The organism is Streptomyces sp. NPDC050263 (genome assembly GCF_040655955.1).
Classification (GTDB): domain Bacteria; phylum Actinomycetota; class Actinomycetes; order Streptomycetales; family Streptomycetaceae; genus Streptomyces.
The window spans coordinates 1-22,823 of record NZ_JBFAKW010000143.1 but is presented as its reverse complement, the minus strand read 5'-3'; the positions used below and the strand labels follow the sequence as shown (position 1 = coordinate 22,823).

The 22,823-nt window shown below is 71.4% G+C and carries 19 protein-coding genes and 1 pseudogene; 7 read left to right on the top strand and 13 right to left on the bottom strand.

Annotated elements, in window-relative coordinates; all coding sequences use genetic code 11:
- Positions 1–32: 32 nt before the first annotated feature.
- The 3 genes from AB0J04_RS39205 to AB0J04_RS39195 all read right to left on the bottom strand — a co-directional run bounded on the left by AB0J04_RS39205 (position 33) and on the right by AB0J04_RS39195 (position 4,080).
- Positions 33–1,451 carry a cation:dicarboxylase symporter family transporter gene (locus AB0J04_RS39205; protein ID WP_363173428.1) on the bottom strand — a complete coding sequence of 473 codons (1,419 nt, stop codon included), beginning with the start codon at positions 1,449–1,451 and terminating at the stop codon, positions 33–35.
- A gap of 172 nt (positions 1,452–1,623) precedes the next feature.
- Entirely contained in the window at positions 1,624–3,279 is a 1,656-nt protein-coding gene (locus AB0J04_RS39200) for a peptide-N4-asparagine amidase (protein ID WP_363173427.1), read from the bottom strand.
- A 57-nt stretch (positions 3,280–3,336) separates the two neighbouring features.
- Positions 3,337–4,080, bottom strand: a complete 744-nt coding sequence (locus AB0J04_RS39195; protein ID WP_363173425.1) for a L,D-transpeptidase family protein — start codon at positions 4,078–4,080, stop codon at positions 3,337–3,339.
- 223 nt (positions 4,081–4,303) lie between these two features.
- On the opposite strand from AB0J04_RS39195, the gene AB0J04_RS39190 reads away from it, so the two are divergent.
- The 4 genes from AB0J04_RS39190 to AB0J04_RS39175 all read left to right on the top strand — a co-directional run bounded on the left by AB0J04_RS39190 (position 4,304) and on the right by AB0J04_RS39175 (position 9,135).
- Positions 4,304–6,130, top strand: a complete 1,827-nt coding sequence (locus AB0J04_RS39190; protein WP_363173424.1) for an ABC transporter ATP-binding protein — start codon at positions 4,304–4,306, stop codon at positions 6,128–6,130.
- Entirely contained in the window at positions 6,127–7,908 is a 1,782-nt protein-coding gene (locus AB0J04_RS39185; RefSeq protein ID WP_363173423.1) for an ABC transporter ATP-binding protein, read from the top strand. Before AB0J04_RS39190 ends, AB0J04_RS39185 begins: the two co-directional genes overlap by 4 nt.
- 417 nt (positions 7,909–8,325) lie before the next feature.
- Positions 8,326–8,796 carry a DUF5709 domain-containing protein gene (locus tag AB0J04_RS39180; RefSeq protein ID WP_363173422.1) on the top strand — a complete coding sequence of 157 codons (471 nt, stop codon included), beginning with the start codon at positions 8,326–8,328 and terminating at the stop codon, positions 8,794–8,796.
- Positions 8,797–8,877: 81 nt separating this feature from the next.
- Positions 8,878–9,135: a type B 50S ribosomal protein L31 gene (locus AB0J04_RS39175; RefSeq protein ID WP_363173430.1), complete on the top strand. Its 258-nt coding sequence runs from the start codon at positions 8,878–8,880 to the stop codon at positions 9,133–9,135.
- 23 nt (positions 9,136–9,158) lie between these two features.
- On the opposite strand, the gene AB0J04_RS39170 is transcribed toward AB0J04_RS39175, so the two are convergent.
- Complete coding sequence (locus tag AB0J04_RS39170) at positions 9,159–9,953, bottom strand: metal-dependent hydrolase (protein ID WP_363173421.1); 795 nt, start codon at positions 9,951–9,953, stop codon at positions 9,159–9,161.
- Between the two features lie 145 nt (positions 9,954–10,098).
- On the opposite strand from AB0J04_RS39170, the gene AB0J04_RS39165 reads away from it, so the two are divergent.
- Together AB0J04_RS39165 and AB0J04_RS39160 are read left to right on the top strand one after the other, a co-directional pair.
- Positions 10,099–12,612 (top strand): DUF3516 domain-containing protein, encoded by a 2,514-nt coding sequence (locus AB0J04_RS39165; protein WP_363173420.1) that lies wholly within the window; start codon positions 10,099–10,101, stop codon positions 12,610–12,612.
- 67 nt (positions 12,613–12,679) lie between these two features.
- Positions 12,680–13,546, top strand: coding sequence for an acyl-CoA thioesterase II (locus AB0J04_RS39160; protein ID WP_363173419.1), 867 nt, complete (start codon positions 12,680–12,682; stop codon positions 13,544–13,546).
- A 16-nt stretch (positions 13,547–13,562) separates the two neighbouring features.
- Here AB0J04_RS39160 and AB0J04_RS39155 read toward each other — a convergent pair whose 3' ends face one another.
- The 7 genes from AB0J04_RS39155 to AB0J04_RS39125 all read right to left on the bottom strand — a co-directional run bounded on the left by AB0J04_RS39155 (position 13,563) and on the right by AB0J04_RS39125 (position 20,222).
- Entirely contained in the window at positions 13,563–14,513 is a 951-nt protein-coding gene (locus AB0J04_RS39155; RefSeq protein WP_363173418.1) for a DUF6397 family protein, read from the bottom strand.
- Positions 14,514–14,652: 139 nt separating this feature from the next.
- Positions 14,653–15,066 (bottom strand): roadblock/LC7 domain-containing protein, encoded by a 414-nt coding sequence (locus AB0J04_RS39150; RefSeq protein ID WP_363173417.1) that lies wholly within the window; start codon positions 15,064–15,066, stop codon positions 14,653–14,655.
- A 144-nt stretch (positions 15,067–15,210) separates the two neighbouring features.
- Positions 15,211–15,816: an ATP/GTP-binding protein gene (locus AB0J04_RS39145; RefSeq protein ID WP_319673060.1), complete on the bottom strand. Its 606-nt coding sequence runs from the start codon at positions 15,814–15,816 to the stop codon at positions 15,211–15,213.
- Positions 15,817–15,882: 66 nt separating this feature from the next.
- Positions 15,883–16,293, bottom strand: coding sequence for a DUF742 domain-containing protein (locus tag AB0J04_RS39140; RefSeq protein ID WP_363173415.1), 411 nt, complete (start codon positions 16,291–16,293; stop codon positions 15,883–15,885).
- A 22-nt stretch (positions 16,294–16,315) separates the two neighbouring features.
- Positions 16,316–16,753: a roadblock/LC7 domain-containing protein gene (locus AB0J04_RS39135; protein ID WP_363173414.1), complete on the bottom strand. Its 438-nt coding sequence runs from the start codon at positions 16,751–16,753 to the stop codon at positions 16,316–16,318.
- Entirely contained in the window at positions 16,750–19,362 is a 2,613-nt protein-coding gene (locus AB0J04_RS39130) for a nitrate- and nitrite sensing domain-containing protein (RefSeq protein ID WP_363173413.1), read from the bottom strand. The genes AB0J04_RS39135 and AB0J04_RS39130 overlap by 4 nt, the downstream gene beginning before the upstream one ends.
- 65 nt (positions 19,363–19,427) lie before the next feature.
- Positions 19,428–20,222, bottom strand: coding sequence for an MHYT domain-containing protein (locus AB0J04_RS39125; RefSeq protein ID WP_363173412.1), 795 nt, complete (start codon positions 20,220–20,222; stop codon positions 19,428–19,430).
- Positions 20,223–20,374: 152 nt separating this feature from the next.
- Between AB0J04_RS39125 and AB0J04_RS39120 the strand changes: the two genes are divergently transcribed.
- Entirely contained in the window at positions 20,375–20,974 is a 600-nt protein-coding gene (locus AB0J04_RS39120) for a class I SAM-dependent methyltransferase (RefSeq protein WP_363173411.1), read from the top strand.
- A gap of 43 nt (positions 20,975–21,017) precedes the next feature.
- On the opposite strand, the pseudogene AB0J04_RS39115 reads toward AB0J04_RS39120, so the two are convergent.
- Together AB0J04_RS39115 and AB0J04_RS39110 are read right to left on the bottom strand one after the other, a co-directional pair.
- Positions 21,018–21,777 (bottom strand): annotated as a pseudogene (locus AB0J04_RS39115) (alpha/beta hydrolase).
- 33 nt (positions 21,778–21,810) lie between these two features.
- Positions 21,811–22,695: an oxygenase MpaB family protein gene (locus AB0J04_RS39110; protein WP_363173410.1), complete on the bottom strand. Its 885-nt coding sequence runs from the start codon at positions 22,693–22,695 to the stop codon at positions 21,811–21,813.
- Positions 22,696–22,823: the final 128 nt, after the last annotated feature.

Sequence of the window (22,823 nt, the reverse complement as noted above, 5' to 3'; positions counted from 1 at the left end):
GGCGGCCGCGACCGTATCGCCGATGGCGTCCGTCAACTGCTCTCGCCGGCGGACTCCTTGGTGAGCTGGGCAGGAACCGCGGCCGGGGTCCGGGCAGGCTCCTCGGCGCCCGCCGGCGCCACCTCCGCTTCCCCGTCCGTTTCCTCCTCCAGGTCGGCGACGGCCTCGCCGTCCAGGACCTTCCTGGCCCGCTCCAGGTCCAGCGCGCCCTCCCAGCGGGAGACGGCGAAGACCGCGACGCAGTTGCCGAGGAGGTTGGTGACGACGCGCATCGAGTCCATGATCCGGTCCACGCCCAGCAGCAGGGCCACCGCGCCGGCCGGGATGGCCCCCAGCGAGGAGGCGGTCGCGGACAGGGCCAGGAAGGCCGAGCCGGGGATGCCGGCCATGCCCTTGCTGGTGAGCATGAGCACCAGGATCACGGTGACCTGCTGGCCGAGGCTGAGATCCACGCCCACGGCCTGGGCGATGAACAGGGTGCCGATGGACAGGTAGAGCGAGGCGCCGTCGAGGTTGAAGGAGTAGCCCGTGGGCAGCACCAGGCCCACGGCGTCGTCACGGGCGCCGGCCTTGCGCAGCTTCAGCATCACGCGCGGCATGACGGACTCCGTGGAGGCCGTGCCGAGCGCGAGCAGCATCTCCTCGCGGATGTAGCGCAGGAACTTCCACAGGCTCAGCCCGGTGACCAGCCGCAGGGCGACGCCGAGCAGCGCGACGAACAGGGCCGCGGCCGCGTAGCACAGGGCGATCAGCTTGCCGTAGGTCTCGATCACGCCGAGGCCGTAGTTGCCGATCAGGACGGCCATCGCGCCGAACACCGCGATCGGCGCCAGCCGCATGACGAAGCCGACGATCGCGAAGATGATCTCCTGGGCCTGCTCGATGGCCGGCAGCACCTTCGGCACCTTGGTGTGGCCGAGATGCAGGAGCGCGGCGCCCACCAGGCAGGCCAGGATGAGCACCTGGAGCAGGGAGTTCTCCGCGAAGGCGCCGACGAAACTGGTGGGCAGCGCGTTGACGATGAACTCGGTCGTCGTGGGCAGCGAACCGCCGCCCGTCTTCGCGTCGACCGCCGAGGTGTCGAGCGTGGACGGGTCGACGTTCATCCCGGAGCCGGGCTGGACGATGTTGGCGGCGAGGAGCCCGATGAGCAGGGCGAGCGTGCTCGCGACCTCGAACCAGATCAGGGCCTTGAGCCCGATCCGGCCGAAGGCCTTCAGGTCACCGGCCTTGGCGATGCCGACGACGACCACGCAGAACACCAGCGGCGAGATGATCGTCTTGATGAGCCGGGTGAAGCCGTCGCCGAGCGGCTGGAGGTCGGTGGCCACGTCGGGCCACAGCTTTCCCACCAGGATGCCGAGGACGAGCGCGCAGGCGACCTGCGCGAAGAGTGAGGTACGCAGTATGCGTGCGACGCGTCGCGACGGGGACGGGGCGGACGGCGGCACGGGCACTCCTTGGGGGGACGGTGGAACACAGAAACCGGGGACGTGACTTCTGCGATACGGAAAGCGGCTTCCGTGGCGATCACTTTGAAGGCGTCTTTGATCGCATACAAGACCTCCGCGTTTCCGCCGTGTAAATCCCCCCGTGGAGTGACGCATCGCACGCGTACCGGGCTCAGCAGCCGCTGCGATCCTCGGTCAGCACCCCATGAACCGTGGTCAGCCGGCGGTCGTGGCAGCCGTCCGAGCCGTACAGCCGGTAGCGCTCACCGGTCGTGCCGACGGCATGACGCTGGTCCCGGGGCACGTTGACGGTGAAGGTGGCGTCCCCCGTGTAGGTGTCGTCGAGCCTCGACCAGGACGTCCGCATGCCGTTCCGGGTCGTCACGGAGTCGGCCCGGTCGCCGAGGGTCAGGACGGTGCGCAGCCGGTCGTCCCGGCCGACGGTCGTGGTCCCGTTCATCGTGTAGACGCGGTCGACCCGGGTGGCGCGGCCGTCGACGACGACCGTCTCGTCGTCGGTCCAGCGGGCGTCGAGGCCGTCCGTGTTCTCGCCGTCGGTCCAGCGGTGTGCCGAGGTCGTGGCCAGGGTGCGGGTGACGGCGGTCGTCACCCTGCCGTGCGAGGTGTCGACATACCCGGCGACGGCCAGTCGGTGCCCGCCCTCGGTGTCGACACGGTGTTCCGTGCCGGGCGTGTACGTCGAGGAGTTGGCGAGTTCGCCGGCTTCGAGGCGGGTGAGCTTCCCGGTGACCCGGGCGCGGTGGGCGTCCTGCCAGACGAGGACGTTCACGGGGGCGCTCCAGCCGCTCTGCCCCTCGGGGACGCCCACCACGGAGACCTCGATCCGGTGTGGGCGGCCGTCGTTGAGGATCCCGGCGAAGGGGGTCAGGTCGTATTCGATCGGCTTGACGTCGAAGGCGCGCGGGCCCGGGACGACGTACCAGAGGAACGGGTTGGACCAGCCGCCGGTCCAGACGTTCGGGAACGGCGCCGCGATGCCGGCGAGTTGCCCGTCGACCTTGATCTGCACCTCGCGGTAGGGGCCGTCGTCGGCCCGGCAGGAGTACGGAGCGGAGTCGGGCACGCTGAGGTACCAGTACTCCTCGCAGCCGCCGCCCGAGCCGGTGGCGTACACCTCGGCGAGGATGCGCTCGCTGTTGCGGGGGGTGGTGAGGGTGTCGTCGGCGCCGAGGGCGAGCACACGGTCCGGGATCGCGACCGGGGTCGCGACCGGTTTCCCGACGGGACTCCCGACCGGATTCCCGGCATAGAACGTCAAGGTGACCTTGACGTCGAGCACGCCCGTGTACGTGTCGTCGACGACATTCCCGATGAGCATCTCGACGTCCTGGCCGCGGCGGAAGGTGTCGGTGTAACGCGTGACGTCCTTCTCGACGGACCACTCGATGCCGTCGGGCGACGGCTCCGGCGTCGAGGTGCGGAAGATCTCGACTCCGCCGACGTGCAGATAGCCGAGCCGGTCGAACTGCCGCCCCTTGACCTTGCCGTCGAGCCGCAGCACCACCTTGCTCCAGCGGTCGCCGCAGCCGTCCGGCGGGGTGTAGGTGCCCCGGTAGGGGGTGAAGTCCCGGAACTGCGCCTCGGCGACGGTCACTTCGCAGGACTTCCCCGAAGGCCGCTCCACGGGCGGGGCCGCGGTCACCGGATCGTGCCAGTCGGTGCCGAATTCGGCGGGGACAAAGGCGGTGGCGGGGGCGACGGTGGAGGCGGAACCGGAAGTGGCCGCCTGCGCCGAGCCGCCGCCGAGGACGGTGCCCGCCAGGAGGATCGCTCCGGTGAGCATGGACATGATGATCCGACTTCTCATGGCCGGTGTTCTACGGGGAGTCGCCCCTTCCCCGCAATGACGCCTCCGTCAGCAGCGCTAGGCCTTCAGCGCGGCCCTGTCCCCCATGACCACCACCGGACGCCGAGCCGGATCGAGCGTGCGCAGCAGGTACTCCATCGCCGTCCTGGACAGGCTGACGCAGGCCGATGTGCCGCTGCCGTGGTCCATGTGCAGCCAGATTCCGCCGCCCTTCTCCTCGCCCTCGGGCCGCGTGGGGTCGTCGGGCGGGGTGCCCTTGACCCGGTTGTAGTCGATGGCGATGACGTAGTCGAAGTCGTGCCAGTGCGATCGCGCCCACCAGCGTGGCGCTCCGAAGTCGGCGGACCGCGTGTAAGGCAGCCTGGCCCCGGGGTCGGCCAGGACGCCTCCCGCGTCGGTGAGGGTGAACACGCCGACCGGGCTGCGGTTGTCGCCGGCGCGGTGCTCTGCGGTCCAGCCCTTCTTGCCGTTGTGCCCACGCCAGCCGCGGACCCGCTCCCAGACCGCGCCACGCCTGGCATAGAGCACGACGGTGGCGTCCGCGGAGTCCTTTCCGTCGCCGTACACCGCCACGACCTGGCGCGAAGCAGCGGGAATCCGCCGCTGCAACCGGTCTGCGACCCCGGGGACGCGGGTCGCCCCGGCCGCTCTCGGCGCAGTGCTGCCGCCCTCGGCACCCGCCCCCGTGGCGCCGTCCCGCCCGCGTCCGCCGCCCGCGGCACCGCACGCGGCCAGGACCGCGAGCAGGAGGCCGCAGGCCACCACGGCGACTGCCGCGCGCCGCACATCGCCGTCTCGCATCGGACCATGCTCGCACCACTTTCCGGATGATTACGCCAGGATACGGACATCCAGGTCGCGTCGGACGGCTTCCGGATCAGGTCGCCGCCACGGAAAACCGGTTGATTTTGACCACCGTGCGAAGCGAACCTTGCACGGTTTGTTGCCGCGCCCCTCCCGCCGTCGTTCCCTTCCCCCCTCCCTCCACCTTTCCCCCTCCCCTGACTCGAGCCACTGGGACGTCATGCAGATCCAAGACCTTCCGTATCCCGACCCGGGTGTGCCGGACGCACGCTCAGGGCGCCGCTTCCTGTGGTGGCTCGGCCGCAACCAGTTGGGCGGCCAGCTCAAGGCCCTGGCCTGGGGGCTGCTGCACTTCGTCGCCGTCTCCGCGCAGCCGTTCTGCGTCGGGTTCGCCATCGAGGCCGTGGTGGACCGCTCCGGTACCCGGCTCGCCCTCACCGGTGGCGTGATGGCCCTGTGCGGCGTCGCCACCGCGATCGGGGACACCTTCCTGCACCGGGCCGCCATCACCAACTGGATCACCGCTGCCGCCCGGGTCCAGCAACTGCTCGCCCGCAAGGCCTCACAGCTCGGCTCCGCGCTGACCCGGCGGGTCGCGGCCGGCGAGGTCGTGGCCGTCTCCACCGGCGACGTGGAGAAGATCGGCTGGTTCGTGGAGGCCGTGTCCCGCTTCACCGCCGCGGCCCTCACGATCGTGCTGGTCTGCGTGGGCCTGGTCGTCTACCAGCCGGCGCTCGGCATCGTGGTCGCCCTGGGCCTGCCCGCCCTCGCGCTGTCGGTGCTGCCTCTGCTGCCGCGGGCGACGCGACGGGCCGACGTCCAGCGCGAGAAGGCCGGACGCGCCACCGAACTCGCCTCCGACACCGTGGCCGGCCTGCGGGTGCTGCGCGGCATCGGCGGCGAGGAACTGTTCCTCGACCGCTACCGCAGCGCCTCGCAGGAGGTCCGGCACGCGGCCGTGCGCAGCGCGCGCATGTGGTCCCTGATCAGCGCCATCCAGGTGCTGCTGCCCGGCCTGCTGCTGATCGTGGTCGTCTGCTACGGCGTCCACCTGGCCCGCGAGGGCCGCATCACCGTGGGCGAACTGGTCACGGTCTACAGCTCCGTGATGGTCCTGACCTATCCCCTCAGGCACTTCGAGGAGATCGCGATGGCCTACTCCTTCTCCCGCCCCTCGGCCAAACGGGCCGCCGGCGTGCTGTCCCTGGAGCGCGTCACCGACATCGGCGGATCGCGCGCGGCCGACGCTCCGTCGGGCGACCTGTACGACCCCGCCACCGGCCTGCTCGCGCCGGCCGCCCGGCTCACCGCCGTGGTGTGCGGCGACCCGGACGCGGCCGGACGGCTGGCGGAACGGCTGGGCGGACACCCTCCGGAGGACAGCCCGTCGGTCCTGCTCGGCGGCGTCCCGCTGGACGAACTGCCGCTGGACTCAGCCCGCACGGCGGTCCTCGTCCAGGACAAGGACCCGGTGCTGCTCTCCGGTTCCCTGCGCGATCTGCTCGACGTGCCCGCCTCGGGTGCGGTCGACGCGGATGCGGCCCTGGCCGCCGCCCAGTGCGGGGACGTCCTCGATGCACTCGTCCAGGGCTCGTTGGACGCCGACGACCCGATGGACGCCCGCATCACCGAGCGCGGCCGGTCCCTCTCCGGCGGCCAGCGGCAACGGCTCGCGCTGGCCCGCTCCCTGTACACGGACCCCGAGGTCCTCGTGCTGGACGAGCCCACCTCGGCCGTCGACTCGCACACCGAGGCACGGATCGCCGAGGGACTGCGTGAACTACGCGACGGGCGCACGACGGTCGTGTTCACCTCGTCCCCGCTGCTGCTGGACCGGGCCGACCGGGTCGTGCTCGTGCACGAGGGCGAGGCCGTGGCGGTCGGCGCGCACCGCGAACTCCTGCACTCCGAGCCCCGATACCGGGCCGTGGTGACCAGGGAGACCGAGGAGGAGGCCGAAGAGCGTTCTCTGAGCGGTGTGTTGAAGGACCTGAAAGAGCAGCGACTGGAAGAGATCGAACGCGAAGAGATCGAGGAGACGGCATGATCGGCGTGGCGCCACCCGCCTACGACCCGGCGGCACCGAAGACGGCGAACACCCTGCCCGTCGGCGCCCCCGCGACCGTACGCGCCTACGTGGCCGAACTCCTGCGCCGACATCGCCGCGCGTTCCTGCTCCTCCTCCTCGTCAACACGATCGCCACGGTCGCCTCCATGGTGGGCCCCTGGCTGCTCGGCGACCTCGTGGAACGGCTGTCGGACGGAGCACGCGAGCTCCATCTCGAGCTCACCGCCACGGTGTTCGTCGTCGCCCTGGTCGTCCAGGCCGCCTTCGTACGGCAGGTGCGGCTGCGCGGCGCGATGCTCGGCGAACGGATGCTGGCCGACCTGCGCGAGGACTTCCTCGTACGGTCGGTGCGGCTGCCGCCGGGCGTGCTGGAACGGGCCGGGACGGGCGATCTGCTGTCCCGCATCACCACGGACATCGACCGACTGGCCAACGCGATGCGGGAGGCCGTGCCCCAGCTGACGATCGGCGTGATGTGGGCCGTGCTGCTGCTCGGCGGGCTCGTCGTCACGGCGCCGCCGCTGGCGCCGGCCGTGCTGGTCGCGGTGCCGCTGCTGGCGGTCGGGTGCCGGTGGTACTTCAAGCGGGCGCCGGCCGGCTACCGCTCGGAGGCCGCCGGCTACGCCGCCGTGGCCGCCGCCCTCGCCGAGACCGTGGACGCCGGCCGCACCGTCGAGGCCCACCGTCTGGGCGAGCGCCGCATCGCGATCTCGGAGCAGCGCATCCAGCAGTGGACCGCCTGGGAGCGCTACACGCTGTGGCTGCGCTCGGTGCTCTTCCCGGTGATCAACATGGTGCACGTCACGGTGCTCGGTTCCGTCCTCATGCTCGGCGGGGCGTTCGTGCTCCAGGGTTGGATCGGGGTCGGTCAGCTGACGACGGGCGCGCTCCTGGCGCAGATGCTCGTCGACCCCGTGAACCTCATCCTGCGCTGGTACGACGAGCTCCAGGTGGCCCAGGTGTCGCTGGCCCGGCTCGTCGGAGTGCGCGACATCGAGCCGGACAGCGGGGAGTCCGGGCTGACGCCGGACGGGCGGGACGTGCTCGCCGACCAGGTCCACTTCGGCTACCGCGAGGGCGTCGACGTGCTGCGCAAGGTGTCCCTCGAGGTCTCCCCCGGGACCCGGCTGGCCCTGGTCGGCCCCTCCGGCGCGGGCAAGTCCACGCTGGGCCGGCTGCTCGCCGGGATCTACGCGCCCCGCGACGGCCGGATCACCCTCGGCGGTGCCGAGCTGTCGCGGATGACCGCCGAACGGGTCCGCTCCCATGTGGCGCTCGTCAACCAGGAGCACCACGTCTTCGTCGGCTCCCTGCGGGACAACCTCCGGCTCGCCCGCACGGGTGCGCAGGACGCCGAGCTGTGGGCGGCCCTGGGCGCGGTAGACGCGGAGGCCTGGGCGCAGGCGCTCCACGACGGCCTCGACACCGAGGTCGGCTCCGGCGGTGTGACGCTCACACCGGCCCAGGCCCAGCAGATCGCGCTGGCCCGGCTGGTGCTGGCCGACCCGCACACGCTGGTCCTGGACGAGGCGACCTCGCTGCTCGACCCGCGCGCCGCGCGCCACCTCGAGCGGTCCCTCGCCCGTGTCCTGGACGGCCGCACCGTGGTCGCGATCGCGCACCGTCTGCACACCGCCCATGACGCAGACGTCATCGCCGTCGTCGAGAACGGCCGCATCAGCGAGCTGGGCAGCCACGCCGAGCTCGTCGCGGCGGACGGGGCGTACGCGGCGCTGTGGCGGTCCTGGCACGGGTGAGGAACGAAGGGGCGGTCGCGGGGAGCCGGCGCCGGTGAGAGGCGTGCGGGCACAGGTACCTGTGCCGGTGGCGGTGCCGGTGCCGGTGCCGGTGCCACGACCGCTACCCGTACCGGTGCACGTGTCGCGCCCGGTGCCGGAGCTACCACGGGTGCGCCTGCCCGGGGCGAGGCAAGGGGCGATGTCGGCAGCCGCAGGTCGCAGCGCCGACGCCCCGAGCGAGGCGGCCCCGGCCGGACTCCGTACGTCCTCTGGCGTTGCGCGGTACCGAAGCGGGGTGGAACGCTGGAAAGCGGCACCCGCGCGGGAGACCGTCGGAATCCATCCGGAACACGCCGCGCCCGGCCGGTGCCCCGTGCGGCGGTACGCCACCGCCGACCGCGGGGAGAACCGGCCGGTCACCCACTGGAGGTAGCCGTGAACAGCGCCGACGGATGGGGAGACGACGTCTACCAGCCCGACTCGTCCGACATCCAGGAGGACACGGGACTGCTCGACGCGGAGGACACGCTGGACGACGACGGCGTCGGGGACCCCCTCGACCGCGGCTGGTCCCCACCGGACCGCCCCTGGGCCGTGGAACACGCCGGTGTGACCGCCGCGGAGCGCCGACAGGGCGAGAGCCTGGACCAGCGGCTCGCCGAGGAGGTCCCGGACCTCGACGTGCCCGACGGCGACGGCATCGGCGACTGCGACGGCACCGACGGGGAGCTCCTCGACAACGAGGTCGGGGCCGCTCGCTCCGGCCGGCTCGTGGCGCCTGACGAGGGCGTCCACGAGGACGAGGAGAGCGCGCTGATCGCCACGGACGTGGGTATCGACGGCGCGGCCGCCTCCGCCGAGGAGGCCGCGATGCACATCGTCGACGAGGACGCCCTGTCCGGTTGACCCACCGGTGGCCGACCCGCCCACTCCTGACCCGACCACTCCCGGCCCGTCGCCACCACCTCCACCGCACGAGGAGCGCTCATACAGCAGGACAAGCAGCCCGACTACCACCCGGTCGTCTTCCGTGACCGCACCGCCGGCTACGCCTTCCTGACCCGGTCCACCGCGACGAGCGACCGGACCATCGAGTGGGACGACGGCGAGACCTACCCGGTCGTGGACGTGGAGATCTCCTCGGAGAGCCACCCCTTCTACACGGGCAAGGCGCGCACCGTGGACACGGAGGGCCGCGTCGCCCGCTTCGAGCGGTGCTACGGCGACGGCGGGAACACGACCTGAATCGGCGCGATGCGCGCCGACCGTCAGATGTAGTTGAGGGCGGCCGCCCCGCCCACTCCCCCGAGCACCATGAACACGGGCATCAGCACCTTGAGCTCGACCCAGCTGCCCGCCCGGAACCGCATCGCCTTGGGCGGACCGATCGGGTACCAGCGCTTGCGTCCGATCGGGATGGGCCACAGGACCGGGCAGCCCGAGACGGTCAGCGAGTCCCCGATGTCGTGCACCAGGGCGCCCAGCACCACCGGCAGCCCCAGCCACAGGTACTCCTGGCCGGGCTGGGTGAACAGCCAGTCCGAGCCGTTGCCGGCCTTGTCCAGGACGCCGGCGAGGATCCACGCGCTGGTCGCGGCGAGCAGCCAGACGAGCACGTCGCTGCTGGAACCCCGGGCCGCCCGCCACAGCAGGCCCTCGATGGCCAGCACCATGTGCACGAAGAGGATCACGAGCACCGCCCAGCGGCCACCGGTGATCGCCAGCGCCGAGGTGCCGGCGCCGATCATGACCGCCCACAGCCAGGTGTGGGTGAGCGTGCGGTGCCCCCCGGAGCGGCGCGGGTCGCCCTGCTTCTTCGTAGCCTTGTAGACGGCGTAGGAGAGCTTGTCGACGATCTCGCACATCCAGCGCGAGAGCGGGCCGAAGGCCCGGGAGATGGTGGCCGCCTTGTGGTCGAGATCCGGGGCGAGCGCGGCCCCGGCGCAGATCAGCGCGCCGACGAGGAGAACCGGCCAGGGCATCCCGTGCCCCGCTGCGGCGGCCGCCGCACCGACGCCGAGCCAGGCGGCGGCCCCCGACAGTGAGTGTGCTGGTCCCATCATGGCCGTTGCCCGCCCTATTCCTCGTGTGCCGCTGTCCAGTTGACCGGGTGCGATGACGCTCCGTCGGCGACACAGCGTAGCGGCCGTGATCTTCGGCCAGGCAGCCGATTCCCCCATCAAGGGCGAGGGCAGGCAAGATGGGGTCGTGACCCTCATCGATCAGCTGCCTCCGACCGCAGATCCCGACGCCCTGTACGAAGCCTTCGAGTCCTGGGCGCAGGAGCGCGGTCTGACGCTCTACCCCCACCAGGAGGAGGCGCTGATCGAGGTGGTCTCCGGCGCGAACGTGATCGTGTCGACTCCCACCGGGTCCGGCAAGAGCATGATCGCGGCGGCCGCGCACCTGGCGGCTCTCGCCCGTGACGAGGTCACCTTCTACACCGCTCCGATCAAGGCCCTGGTGTCGGAGAAGTTCTTCGAGCTGTGCAAGATCTTCGGCACGGAGAACGTGGGCATGCTGACCGGCGACGCGTCCGTGAACTCCGACGCCCCCGTCATCTGCTGCACCGCCGAGGTGCTCGCGTCGATCGCGTTGCGCGACGGCAAGCACGCGGACGTCGGCCAGGTCGTCATGGACGAGTTCCACTTCTACGCGGAGGGCGACCGCGGCTGGGCGTGGCAGATCCCCATCCTTGAGCTGCCGCAGGCGCAGTTCGTGCTGATGTCGGCGACGCTCGGCGACGTGTCCTTCTTCGAGAAGGACCTCACCCGGCGCACCGGCCGGCCCACGGCGGTGGTCCGCTCGGCGACCCGGCCCGTGCCGCTGTCCTACGAGTACCGGTACACCCCGATGACGGAGACGCTCACCGACCTGCTGGACACGAGGCAGGCGCCCGTCTACATCGTGCACTTCACCCAGGCGCAGGCGGTGGAGCGGGCGCAGGCGCTGATGAGCATCAACATGTGCTCGCGCGAGGAGAAGGAGCGCATCGCCGACCTGATCGGCAACTTCCGCTTCACCACGAAGTTCGGCCAGAACCTCTCGCGTTACGTGCGACACGGCATCGGCGTCCACCACGCCGGCATGCTGCCCAAGTACCGGCGCCTCGTGGAGAAGCTCGCCCAGGCCGGGCTGTTGAAGGTGATCTGCGGTACGGACACGCTCGGCGTCGGCGTCAACGTGCCGATCCGCACGGTGCTGTTCACGGCGCTGACCAAGTACGACGGCAACCGGGTGCGGACCCTGCGGGCCCGTGAGTTCCACCAGATCGCGGGCCGGGCCGGCCGGGCCGGCTTCGACACGGCGGGCCTGGTGGTCGCGCAGGCGCCCGAGCACGTCATCGAGAACGAGAAGGCCCTCTCCAAAGCGGGCGACGACCCGAAGAAGCGCCGCAAGGTGGTGCGCAAGAAGGCGCCGGAAGGCTTCGTGGGCTGGACGGAGAACACCTTCGACAAGCTCATCGAGTCCGAGCCGGAGCCGCTGACCTCCCGCTTCCGCGTGACGCACACGATGCTGCTGTCGGTGATCGCCCGCCCCGGAAACGCCTTCGAGGCGATGCGGCACCTGCTGGAGGACAACCACGAGCCGCGCAAGCAGCAGCTGCGGCACATCCGGCGAGCGATCGCGATCTACCGCTCGCTGCTGGACGGCGGCATCATCGAAAAGCTCGACGAGCCGGACCCCACGGGCCGCATCGTCCGCCTCACCGTGGACCTTCAGCAGGACTTCGCACTGAACCAGCCGCTGTCCACCTTCGCGCTGGCCGCGTTCGAGCTGCTGGACCCGGAGTCGCCCTCCTACGCTCTCGACATGGTCTCCGTCGTGGAGTCCACGCTGGACGATCCGCGCCAGATCCTGGCCGCGCAGCAGAACAAGGCACGCGGCGAGGCGGTGGCCGTGATGAAGGCGGACGGCGTCGAGTACGAGGAGCGCATGGAGCGCCTCCAGGACGTCTCGTACCCGAAGCCTTTGGAGGAGCTGCTCTTCCACGCATACAACACGTACCGCAAGAGCCACCCGTGGGTCGGTGACCATCCGCTGTCGCCGAAGTCCGTCATCCGCGACATGTACGAGCGGGCGATGTCCTTCACCGAGCTGGTCTCGCACTACGAACTGGCGCGCACCGAAGGCATCGTGCTGCGCTACCTCGCCAGCGCCTACAAGGCCCTCGACCACACCGTCCCGGACGACCTCAAGTCGGAGGATCTCCAGGATCTCGTCCAGTGGCTGGGCGAGATGGTGCGGCAGGTGGACTCGAGCCTGCTGGACGAGTGGGAGCAGCTCGCCAACCCGGAGGAGATGACGGCCGAGGAGGCGCAGGAGAAGGCCGACGAGGTCAAGCCGGTCACGGCCAACGCGCGGGCCTTCCGGGTCCTGGTCCGCAACGCGATGTTCCGCCGTGTCGAGCTCGCCGCACTCGACCATGTCGACCAACTCGGCGAGATGGACGCCGAGGCCGGTTGGGACGCCGACGCGTGGGGCGAGGCGATGGACAAGTACTGGGACGAGTACGACGACCTCGGTACCGGCCCGGACGCCCGGGGACCCAAGCTGCTCGTCATCCAGGAGGAGCCGCAGAACGCGCTGTGGCGCGTCCGTCAGATCTTCGACGACCCGAACGACGACCACGACTGGGGCATCAGTGCGGAGGTCGACCTCACGGCCTCCGACGCCGAGAGCCGCGCGGTCGTCCGCGTCACGTCCGTCGGCCAGTTGTGAGCGCAGGAAACGCGGGAAGCGACAGCACAGGAACAGACGGCGAAGCAGGCACAGGAGAAGCGCACCGATGACGAATCCGGCTGAGAGGCTCGTCGACCTGCTCGACCTGGAGCAGATCGAGGTCAACATCTTCCGGGGCCGCAGCCCGCAGGAGTCCCTCCAGCGGGTCTTCGGCGGCCAGGTGGCGGGCCAGGCGCTGGTCGCGGCGGGCCGGACCACCGACGGCGACCGGCCTGTGCACTCGCTGCACGCGTACTTCCTTCGCCCGGGCCGGCCGGGTGTGCCGATCGTGTACCAGGTCGAACGGGTGCGGGACGGGCGGTCGTTCACGACCCGCCGGGTCACCGCCGTGCAGCAGGGGCGCACGATCTTCAATCTCACCGCCTCCTTTCACAAGCCTGAGGTAGGTCCTTTCGAGCACCAGCTGCCGCCGGCCCGCGAGGTCCCGGACCCGGAGTCCCTGCCGACGGTGGCGGAGGAGATCCGGGAGCATCTGGGCGCGTTGCCGGAGCAGTTGGAGCGCATGGCGCGCCGTCAGCCCTTCGACATCCGGTACGCGGACCGGCTGCGCTGGAGCGCCGCGGACGTCAAGGAAGCCGAGCCGCGCAGCGCCGTGTGGATGCGCGCGGTCGGGCCGCTCGGCGACGACCCGCTCGTCCACACCTGCGCGCTCACGTACGCCAGTGACATGACCCTCCTGGACGCCGTCCGCCTGCCGGTCGAGCCCTTGTGGGGGCCGCGGAACTTCGACATGGCTTCCCTGGACCACGCCATGTGGTTCCATCGGCCGTTCCGCACGGACGAGTGGTTCCTGTACGACCAGGAGTCGCCGATCGCCACCGGAGGACGCGGTCTGGCCCGCGGGCGCATCTACGACCTCGAGGGACGTCTGCTGGTGTCGGTCGTCCAGGAGGGGCTGTTCCGGGCGCTCTAGATGTAGATCCTGTGGGTCACGCGTTCCGACGGCGTAGCCAGCTCAGCAGACCGCGCGTCGGCCGGTCCGGCTCTTCGGGTGCGACCGGCACGTCGGGCGCGTCGGGCGTCTCCGGCTGCTTCGGCTGCTTCGGCTTGTGCGGTGGGACGGGATTCGGCGCGGGACCCGACACGGCCGGTTTCCGTGCGGGGCGCGGTGCGGGCTGGTCGGCGCGGGCCTCGTCCAGGGTGTTCGCCAGGTCGGACCGGAGCCAGGCGATCTCGTCGGGGTCGTCCGCCGTCATGATCTTCTCGACGAGGTGCGCGGCCGGTGTTCCGGGAGCGCCGTGGGCCGGCGGTCCCGGCCGGAACCTGTTCAGGTGGGCGCGCTCGTAGGGGTCCTTGACGATCTCCGCGACCTGGAGCGGGTCGAGGAACCCGGCCAGAGCTCCGGCGTGCTGCCAGGGGCCGTCGGCCTGGCGGAGCAGGAAGCCCAGGTGGCGGCCCCGCCAATTCCTCGACCGCAGGTCGACGCCCGCGGCCAGTTGGCTGCGCAACACCTCGGGTGTCCGGCCGGTGAGCAGGAACGCGTTGGTCTTGTCGGAGGCGAACTGCCGTAGTTCGTCGGCGAGATACAGCCAGACGACGGCCCGGTACCGGTTGAGGTAGAACTTGACGGGGACCACCAGCCCCAGCCGGGCGAGGCGGGTGAACCGGGTGGGGGGCACCTCCAGGATGGCGGCGCCCTCGCCGGTGCCCACGGCCAGCACGCTCTCGCGCAGTGTCTCGGGGAAGCCGGGTTCCGAACGCAGTCGGTCGATCTCCGCCCGGACCACCCTGCGGCCTCCTCCGCCTTCGTCGGGCACTGTCCTGATGCGTCCGAGATGCACGGCGAGGTCGAACTCGCTTCGCTTCAGATCCAGTTCCCGCGCCGCTCGGCTCGGCGTGCAGGAAACAGCGTGTGGTGGTGTGACGGTGTTGCCGGACATGATCGATCTCCCCCGTGGAGTGAAGTGGAGCGAAACAGGCCCGCGCTGTCCGCGGTGGCCTCGGAAAAAACCGTAGCCGGAATCGCCGATCTCGTGGCGAGCCTGTGGATAACTCCACGGGGAAGAAGAAAAACGCTGGTCAGAGGTCTGTCAGCGGCGCACGCTCGGGTAGCCGGGGGTCCACGGTGAGGTGCTCGCCGACCCGGTTGACGAGCAGGGTCATCTCGTAGGCGATCTGGCCCATGTCGGCCTCGGCTCCGCTGAGCACGCACAGACAGCTGCCGGTGCCCGCGGCGGTGACGAAGAGCACCGCGTCGTCGAACTCGATCATCGTCTGGCGCACTCGGCCCGCGCTGAAGTGACGGCCGGATCCCTTGGCCAGGCTGTGCAGTCCGGACGACACGGCGGCGAGGTGCTCCGCGTCCTCCCTGCGCAGTCCTGTGCTCGCGCCCGCCACCAGCCCGTCGTTGGACAGGACGAGCGCGTGCCGCACATGGTCGACGCGCTCGGTCAGATCGTCCAACAGCCAGCCCAGCCCCTGGTTCTGCGCCATGTCCCACTCCCCGTGTGACGTGTCCCCGTGTGATCCTCCACCTCGCCGGAGAATCTGACCACCAGCCTTCCCCAGTCCCTGCCGCCGGAGCAAGGAGGACGGCGGCATGGCGTGGAGGATGACCGGAGCGGGCCGGCGGCGACGTCAGCCCACGGAGTCGAGCAGCCGGGCGGTGTGCATCCGCCCGGCGTACTCGACCAGCCGGATCAGCACCTCCTTCCCCGAATCGCGATCACGGGCGTCGCACAGGACGACGGGGGTGCCTCCGTCGAGGTCGAGGGCGCGCGAGACGTCCTGGGCGCCGTATGTCCGCGTGCCCGCGAAGCAGTTGACCGCCACCACGAACGGAATGTGGCGGTGCTCGAAGTAGTCCACCGCGGGAAAGCAGTCCTCCAGTCGCCTGGTGTCGGCCAGGACCACCGCTCCCAGGGCCCCCTGTGACAACTCGTCCCAGAGGAACCAGAAGCGGTCCTGGCCGGGGGTTCCGAACAGGTAGAGGGAGAGGCCGGAGCGGATGGTGATGCGGCCGAAGTCCATGGCGACGGTCGTCGTGACCTTCTGGTCCACGCCGTCGGTGTCGTCCACCAACTGCCCGGCCTCACTGAGCAGTTCCTCGGTGCGCAGCGGCTTGATCTCGCTGACCGCGCCCACCATGGTGGTCTTGCCCACGCCGAACCCGCCGGCGACCAGAATCTTCAACGCGAGGGGCGCCGTCTCGCCGCCCGTGGCGTCGGAGTGCTCGGAGACCATGGATCACTTCTCTCGGTCGTGTCGGCAACGGCAGAAGGCATGCACAAGTCGGGTCTGAACGTTCATCTACAGCGCTCGCAGCCCCTCGATGACCTCGCGCAGAATCCGTTCGTCGGGCAACTGCGCGGGCGGGACCGGACGGCTGACGGTGACGCAGCCGAGTTCCAGCAGGTCTCCGAGGAGCACCCTGACCACGCCCACGGGAAGGTCCGAGCCCGCCGAGAGTTCGGCGACGGACTGCGTCTCCGGGCGACACAGGTCGATGAGGGTGCGGTGCTCCGGCCCGATGGCCATGCCGTCCGTGCCGGGCGCGCCCGGGTCCAGGGTGACCAGGGCGATCAGGTCGAAGCGCACTCCGGTGGGACCGGGTTTCGTGCGTCCGCCCGTCATGGCGTAGGGGCGGACCAGCGGTCCGGCCTCGCTGTCGTACCACTGGCTGCCCAGCTCGGGCGGGGCGCCGGTCGTGTCCTCGGTCATCTGCGCGGGTCGCTCTCTTGCCTCATCCGGTGACGGGCGGCCGCGCGGCGAGGCGGGTCGGCGTGTAGAGGTGCTCTCCGACCCGCTTGACCAGGCGCGCCATCTCGTAGGCGACCAGGCCGATGTCGGCCGTCACCGCGGTGAGGACGGCCAGGCAGGAGCCGTCGCCCGCTGCGGCCACGAAGAGGAAGCCGTCGTCCATCTCCACCATGGTCTGGCGCACGCCGCCGACGCCGAAGTGCCGGCCCGCGCCCTTGGCGAGGCTGTGGAAGCCGGAGGCGACGGCGGCGAGGTGTTCGGCGTCCTCCCGTCTGAGGTCGCCCGACGCGCCGACGGCGAGGCCGTCGTTGGACAGCACCACGGCGTGCCGCACCTCGCTCACGCGCATCACCAAGTCGTCCAGCAGCCAGTCGAGTTCGCCGGACCGCTGGGCCGACCTCGTGCTCGGGTCCTGGATCATGCGGGGTCTCCTTCACTGCTCTCACTGCCCGGTGCGGGATCCGGGGTGGCTCGGCGGCCGGACTGCCTGCCGCCGCCCCGGGCCCAGCCGTCCCGGTAGGCGGCCATCCGGTCTCGTACGACCTCGGGGGTACGCCCTTCGTCCCCGCGCGGGGAGCTCGCCTTGGCCGGCTCCTCGGAGGGGCGGCGGCGCAGCTGAGGGGCGAGACTGGCCTGTCGTACCCGGCGCGGAAGGTCGTCCGATCCTTCGGAGTCGTCCGGGGGGCGGTGCAGGCGCAAGGCGGTCACTCCGGGAGGCGGGGGGTCGGCCGCCACCCGTTCCGCGGCGGCCCGGACGGGGGCCACCAGCGCGGGGCGGTCGGCGGCGGCGGGGACGGCCTCCTGGTGCCGGTCGGAGGCGTATCCGTCGGGGGCGTTCCGGTCGCGGGCGTTCCGGTCGGCGGCGGTGCGGCTCTTGGCGGTGCGGCCGTCGGCGTTGTGGTCGGCTGCGGGCACGCGCGCGTACTCGCGTTCCGAGGACTGCTGCCGGATCTCCGCCGCCTCACGGGCGGAACGTTCCGGCTTTCCGTTGTGCAGCAGGGCCGTCGGCAGCAGGACGACTGCCGTGGTGCCGCCGTAGGGCGAGGTCCGCAGGTGCACCTTGACGCCGTGGCGGGCGGCGAGCCTGCTGACCACGAACAGGCCGAGCCGGTCGCTGTCGAACAGGTCGAGGGCCTCGGACTGCGCGATGCGCCGGTTGGCCTCGGTGAGGGTCTCCTTGCCCATGCCGAGGCCTCGGTCCTCGACCTCGACGGCGTATCCGTTGCCGACGGGTTCGCCGGTGACCCGCACACGCGTGTGCGGGGGTGAGAACTGGGCGGCGTTCTCGACGAGTTCGGCGAGCAGGTGGGTGAGGTCGGCGACGGCGGTGCCGATGACGCCTGCCTCCGGGAGCTGTCGTACCTCCACGCGCGCGTAGTCCTCGACCTCGGAGACGGCCGCTCGGATCACGTTGGTGAGGGAGACCGGCATGCGCCAGGCCCGGCCGGGCGCCGCCCCGGAGAGGATGATCAGGCTCTCCGCGTGGCGTCGCATGCGCGTGGTGAGGTGGTCGAGCCGGAAGAGGTCGCTCAGCTCGTTCGGATCGTCGGAGCGGCGTTCCATGCTGTCCAGGAGGCTCAACTGGCGGTGGACGAGGATCTGGCTGCGGCGGGCGAGGTTGACGAACACCCCGGAGATGCCGCTGGCGAGTTCGGCGCGCTCCACGGCGGCCCGCAGCGCGGCGCGGTGCACGGTGCCCAGAGCCTCGGCGACCTGACCGGTCTCGTCCTCGGACGGGGGTCCGGGCGGGGCCTCGGCACGGACGTCGATCTCCTCCCCGGCGCGCAGTTTCCGCATGGCCTCCGGGAGTTTGCGCCTGGCGATCTCCAGGGCGCTGTTGCGCAGGCTGACCAGTTCGACGACGAGTCCACGGCCGATGCGCACGGAGATGACGAGCGAGGCGACGACGGCGGCGAGGCCCAACAGGACCGCGGCGCCGGCCGGGGTGAGCAGACCGCGGGTGAGCGGGTCGGCGCGGTCGGCGACGCCGTGTCCGGCGTCCGCCTCGATGGTCCGCATCCCGTTCTGCACGCGCGCCTGGGCCTTGTCCCAGGTGCTCGCCGGAGCAGCCGCGATCGCCTTCGCGCCCGGTCGGCCTGCGAGCGCCTTCTCCTCGGCGGCGTACAGGGCGGCGTAGGCGCTGCCGGCGGCAAGTCGCTGCCAGGCGGTGCGTTCGGGGCCACGCAGGTCCGCGACGGCCGATTCGGTCAGGGCGCGGCGCGTGTCGACGGCGCCGGTGAACAGCCGCAGGCGTTCACCGTCGAGGCGTCCGGCCAGGCGTGCGCCGGCGAGCACGACGTCCTCCTGGGCCAGTGCCTCTCCCGCGCGGGAGAACTCGAGCAGCACGCGCGCGTCCGAGCCGAGTTCGGCGTCCTGGACGCCGGAGAGGGCGCCGCCGACCGAGAAGGCCGCCGAGATCGTGCTCGTGTAGCGGCCGTACGTCTCCTCCCAGCCGGTGCTGCCGTCGAGCACCGCGGTCCGCAGGGAGGGGAGGCGCTCGGCCCCGGAGACGAATGTCTCGAGCCGCTGGGCGACTCCCGTGGGCAGGTCCTGGCCGTCGGCGACGGTGCTGTCGTCGCCGAGCCGCAGTTCGGCCACCGCGCGGTCCGTGCGTTCGGCGAGGGTCCTGAGGTCGCCGTCCTGTCCGGGGACGGGGCGCGTGGCGTACCGGACGGCGGCCGCCCGTTCGGTCTGCAGGGCGGCCACCGCGGCCGCGACGGGCGCACGGACCTGGGAGTCCACGCGCTGCAACTGGCGCAGCCGGGAGATGTCCTGCGCGGTGGTGACGGTGGCGTACGCCCACAGTGCCAGCAGGGAGACGACCGGCACCATCAGCAGACAGACGATCTTGGCGCGCACGGTGCGAGGCCGGAGCCGCAGGCGTTCCGCGCGCGGGGGTATCGCGTCCGCCGAGGTGTCCGCCTGCTCGTCCGGGCCCTCGTCGGCGGGGGGTCCGGCGTGGGCGCGGCGCCCGCGCGTGGGGGGCGGCGCGTCGGCGCCTGCCGTCGGGGTCCTACGGGGTGTACGCATGGCCTCCTCGCTCGGAAGTGGTACGTCGGAAGCGGTACGGGGGATGTGCCGTGCCGCCGGTGCGGTCAGACGGTGCGGGCCTGCTGTCGGCCGGTGCGGCTCTCCACCGGTTGCTGTGCCGAGGCGGACGCCTCACGCTCTCCTGTGGTGGGCGACAGTGCGACGAAGGCCGAGGTCAGGAAGAGGTAGGACCCGAGGCCGACGGCGAGGGGGAAGATGAACTGCATCGCCGTGGCCCCGGGCAGCGCGTCGCCGGAAGGCGTGACATGGACGCTCACCGCGAACATCCCCGTGTAGTGCATGCTGCTCACCGCCGCTCCCATGACGAGGGAGGCGAGTGTGACCGCGATCGGCGACTTGATGTTGAGGGCGGCCCAGAGGGCGGCGGTCGCCGCGACGACCGCGATCAGGACGGAGAGCGCGACGCGCACCGGGTCGTAGGTCACGTCGCCGTGCAGCCGGACCGCGGCCATGCCCAGGTAGTGCATGCTCGCCACTCCCAGGCCGGTGGTGAGCCCGCCGATCAGCAACGCGCGCGTGCGTTCCCGGCTGTGGCCGACGGCGAAGACGCCGGCGCAGACGACGATCATGGCGACGAGGAGGCTGAGCACGGTCAGCGGAACGTCGTAGCGGATGTCGGTGCCGCTGACGCCGAAGCCGAGCATGGCCACGAAGTGCATGGTCCAGATGCCGGTGGCGATCGCCGAGGCAGCGGTGATCAGCCAGTTGCGGCGCGAGCGTCCGGTGGCACCGAGCGCGCGCACGGTGCAGCGCAGCCCGAGGGCCGCGCCGATGCAGGCCATCACGTACGACAGCACGGGGGTCAGCCAGCCGAAGGCTGCGTGGTCCAGGTGTCCCATGGCCACGGGACGCTAGCGGGGGCACGGGAGCACAAAGGGGGCGCATTTCGAAAGGTGTCGGAAAGTGGCGCAGAAGTACGCCGGAACGATCGGGTCACGCTCGAACATGTGCGCCGGGGCATCATCCGTGCCGGTGAGGGATCATGCGGAGCATGAGCGACGACCACACACACGTTCAGGAGTTCTTCGCCGCCCGCGCGGCGGACTGGGACAGCCGGTTCCCCGACGACGGTCCGGCCTACGCGTCCGCGGTCGGCGAACTCGGTCTGCGCGAAGGGGACCGCGTGCTGGACGCCGGCTGCGGCACAGGACGCGCCCTGCCGGCGCTGCGTGCCGCCGTGGGGCGCTCGGGAGTGGTCGTCGGGGCCGACCTGACCCCGGCCATGCTGGAGGCCGCCGTACGCGCGGAACGCGACCGCGACGGGCTGCTGGTGCTCGCCGACGTCGCCGCGCTGCCGCTTCGCTCGGAGTCGCTGGACGCGGTCTTCGCAGCGGGCCTCATCGCCCATCTGCCGCGCCCGGCGGAGAACCTGCGGGAACTGGCGCGCGTGGTGCGCCCGGGCGGCACACTGACGCTGTTCCACCCGATCGGCAGGGCGGCGCTCGCGGCCCGCCAGGGGCGGCGGATCACCCCGGAGGACCAGCGGGCGGAGTCCAATCTCCGCCCGCTGCTGGCCGGTTCGGGGTGGCGTATGACGTCGTACGTCGACGAGGACGCCCGCTTTCTGGCCCTGGCCGTCCGTGTGGGCTGAGACTCGCCGGGAGGGGGCTGAGGCTCGTCGAGAGGGCTGAGGCTCACGCCTCTCCGGCGACCGCCCGCACGAACGCGTCGGGGTTGTCGAACATGACGTTGTGGCCCGCGCCCGGCCCTGTCACCACGCGCACGCCCGCAGCCTCCAGGGTGTCGGCTCCATCGCGCTCGCCGGTGAGCTCCCCCGGCGGACAGACGCGCTCGACCGTCTTCAGTCCGGTCAGGATCTCGCGCATGACCGGGTCGGATCCACGCCTGAGTCCGACGGCGCCGCCATCCAGGGCGCGGGGGTCGGCCAGCCGCACGGTCGCGGCCCACAACGGCCCCGATCTCGTCCAGCACACGCGCGTACCCGCCGTCGACGAACTCGTCCTCCGTGTACGCGACGATGCCGCTGCTGCCCGCGGTGGGCGGCGGGAAGGCGTCAGGATTGGCCTCTCTGAGCACGAGCCGCACGACCAGGTCTGGCCGACGATGGGCGAGGACGACGCCCACGGAGCCACCCATGCTGTGGGCGACCAGCTCGGCACCGGTCACGTCCGCCGGGTCCAGCGCGGCCGCCAGGGCGTCGGCGTGCTCCTCGAGCGTGCAGCCGAAGTCCGCGGGGCGGTCACTGAAGCCGTGGCCGGGCAGGTCCACGAACAGGCTGCGCCGGCCGGCGAGTTCCGGACGGGCCGCCACATGCGCGTGGTGGACGGTCGAGGCCGCCCCCAGCCCGTGCACGTACACGCGCGCGGGTTCCGCACCCCGTGTCTCGGTCCACCGGGCACAGCCGCCTCCGCCGTCGAACTCTGTCTGCTGCATCGTTTTCCCCCAGGCGGCAGGCCACGGGGTGGCTCACCCGTCCCTGTGCCGTACCGGGCAGCCGCGGGCACCGGGCACCGGGCGGGTGCCCAGTTCGCCCAACAGATAGCCGTTCGGGTAGCCCTTGATCTCCCGGTTCTGTCGCGCGTGGTGGGGCGCCCGGCGCGGCGGCAGCAGTCGCACCGCGCGTCCACGCGCGCGTACCGCTCCGCGCACCAGCGTGCGGATGACGGGGGCCGACGGGGTGTACCGGAAGGCATTGAGCAGCGGTTCGTCGAGCAGGGCGAGCGTGGCGCCGCGCAGGACAGGCGCCAGCGGCTTCGGATACAAGGAGGCCATCAGGGCGAGGGTGGCGTCCGAAACCCGTCGCGCATCCTCGTCCCAGGCGAAGTGGACCTCTTCGTAGGCGTCGAGGCAGGTCTCGAACTCCTCGTAGGTCCCGGGGATGTCCTTGATGCCCATGCGGTGCCCCAGGGCGCGGTAGTACTCGGCACAGGCGACGATCTCGTGGCGTGACAGCCTGCGCCACCCGTAGGCGTCGATCCACCGCTTGGGCATCACGACGAAGGTGCACAGCACGTACCGCATGTCGTCGTTGCCGATGTCGTAACTGCGGTGCATCTTGTTCATGCGCCGGACTGCCGTACGCCCCTGTTCGCTGTCGAAGCCGTGCTCGACGACGGCGTCGAGCAGGAGCACGGTGTCGTCGTAGCGCTTCTGGGGGCGGTCCGTGAGCTCCGCCGTCTCCGCGAGCAGACGCCCGATGCTCGGCACGGCGTACGTGCGGTACAGGGCCAGCTCCAGGGCGCGGGTGAAGTCCCACGGGAACTCGTACGCCGATGTGAGCCGGTAGATCTCGAACGCGTCCTGGTACGGGTCCATCCGTCGGATCTGTTGGAGCCGTTCGAAGCGCTTCACCGCCGCGTCCCCCTTCTGCCGTCGTGCCTCCAACTCTAGGCCCGTACTTCGCGGGTCGTTGATTCGTATGGTGTGACCGGTCCGGGGGTGTCCTCGGGCCGGGGTGTGGCGTTGGGTGGGGTGTGTCG